The 1,576-nt window shown below is 54.4% G+C and carries 2 protein-coding genes; both read left to right on the top strand.

The window, feature by feature from the left end; translation table 11 throughout:
* Positions 1 to 238 precede the first annotated feature (238 nt).
* The gene (locus tag DN824_RS22355; RefSeq protein WP_004356282.1) at positions 239 to 1,027 is read left to right on the top strand and encodes an ANT(3'')-Ia family aminoglycoside nucleotidyltransferase AadA4; all 789 of its coding nucleotides are present in this window, start codon (positions 239 to 241) and stop codon (positions 1,025 to 1,027) included.
* Positions 1,028 to 1,231: 204 nt separating this feature from the next.
* Positions 1,232 to 1,576 (top strand): quaternary ammonium compound efflux SMR transporter QacE delta 1 (locus tag DN824_RS22350; RefSeq protein WP_000679427.1); only part of this gene is annotated, 345 nt, incomplete at its 3' end.

Genomic DNA, 1,576 nt, shown 5'->3' with positions numbered 1-1,576 from the left:
GCTGTAATGCAAGTAGCGTATGCGCTCACGCAACTGGTCCAGAACCTTGACCGAACGCAGCGGTGGTAACGGCGCAGTGGCGGTTTTCATGGCTTGTTATGACTGTTTTTTTGTACAGTCTATGCCTCGGGCATCCAAGCAGCAAGCGCGTTACGCCGTGGGTCGATGTTTGATGTTATGGAGCAGCAACGATGTTACGCAGCAGGGCAGTCGCCCTAAAACAAAGTTAGGCATCTTCATGGGTGAATTCTTTCCTGCACAAATTTCCGAGCAGCTATCCCACGCTCGCGGGGTGATCGAGCGCCATCTGGCTGCAACGCTGGACACAATCCACCTGTTCGGATCTGCGCTCGATGGAGGGTTGAAGCCGGACAGCGACATCGACTTGCTCGTGACCGTCAGCGCCGCACCTAACGATTCGCTCCGGCAGGCACTAATGCTCGACCTGCTAAAAGTCTCATCACCGCCAGGCGATGGCGGACCATGGCGACCGCTGGAGGTGACTGTTGTCGCTCGAAGCGAAGTAGTGCCCTGGCGCTATCCGGCGCGACGTGAGCTTCAGTTCGGTGAGTGGCTCCGCCACGACATCCTCTCCGGAACGTTCGAGCCTGCCGTTCTGGATCACGATCTTGCGATTTTGCTGACCAAGGCGAGGCAACACAGCCTTGCTCTGCTAGGTCCATCCGCAGTCACGTTCTTCGAGCCGGTGCCGAACGAGCATTTTTCCAAGGCGCTTTTCGACACGATTGCCCAGTGGAATTCAGAGTCGGATTGGAAGGGTGACGAGCGGAACGTCGTTCTTGCTCTTGCTCGCATTTGGTACAGTGCTTCAACGGGTCTCATTGCTCCTAAGGACGTTGCTGCCGCATGGGTATCGGAGCGTTTGCCTGCCGAGCATCGGCCCATCATTTGCAAGGCACGCGCGGCGTACCTGGGTAGCGAGGACGACGACCTAGCAATGCGCGTCGAAGAGACGGCTGCGTTCGTTCGATATGCCAAAGCAACGATTGAGAGAATCTTGCGTTGAGCAGCACGTGCGAAAAGTGCATCGACCGGCGCCCAGGCATCTGATGCCTAACTCCGCGTTGAAGTGGACGGGCTGCGCCCGCCGCTCAACTATGCGTTAGATGCACTAAGCACATAATTGCTCACAGCCAAACTATCAGGTCAAGTCTGCTTTTATTATTTTTAAGCGTGCATAATAAGCCCTACACAAATTGGGAGATATATCATGAAAGGCTGGCTTTTTCTTGTTATCGCAATAGTTGGCGAAGTAATCGCAACATCCGCATTAAAATCTAGCGAGGGCTTTACTAAGCTTGCCCCTTCCGCCGTTGTCATAATCGGTTATGGCATCGCATTTTATTTTCTTTCTCTGGTTCTGAAATCCATCCCTGTCGGTGTTGCTTATGCAGTCTGGTCGGGACTCGGCGTCGTCATAATTACAGCCATTGCCTGGTTGCTTCATGGGCAAAAGCTTGATGCGTGGGGCTTTGTAGGTATGGGGCTCATAATTGCTGCCTTTTTGCTCGCCCGATCCCCATCGTGGAAGTCGCTGCGGAGGCCGACGCCATGG

This window comes from Stutzerimonas nosocomialis (genome assembly GCF_005876855.1).
In the GTDB taxonomy this organism is placed as follows: Bacteria; Pseudomonadota; Gammaproteobacteria; order Pseudomonadales; family Pseudomonadaceae; genus Stutzerimonas; species Stutzerimonas nosocomialis.
The sequence above is the reverse complement of the archived record's forward strand: the minus strand, read 5'-3'. Positions and strand labels throughout refer to the sequence as shown.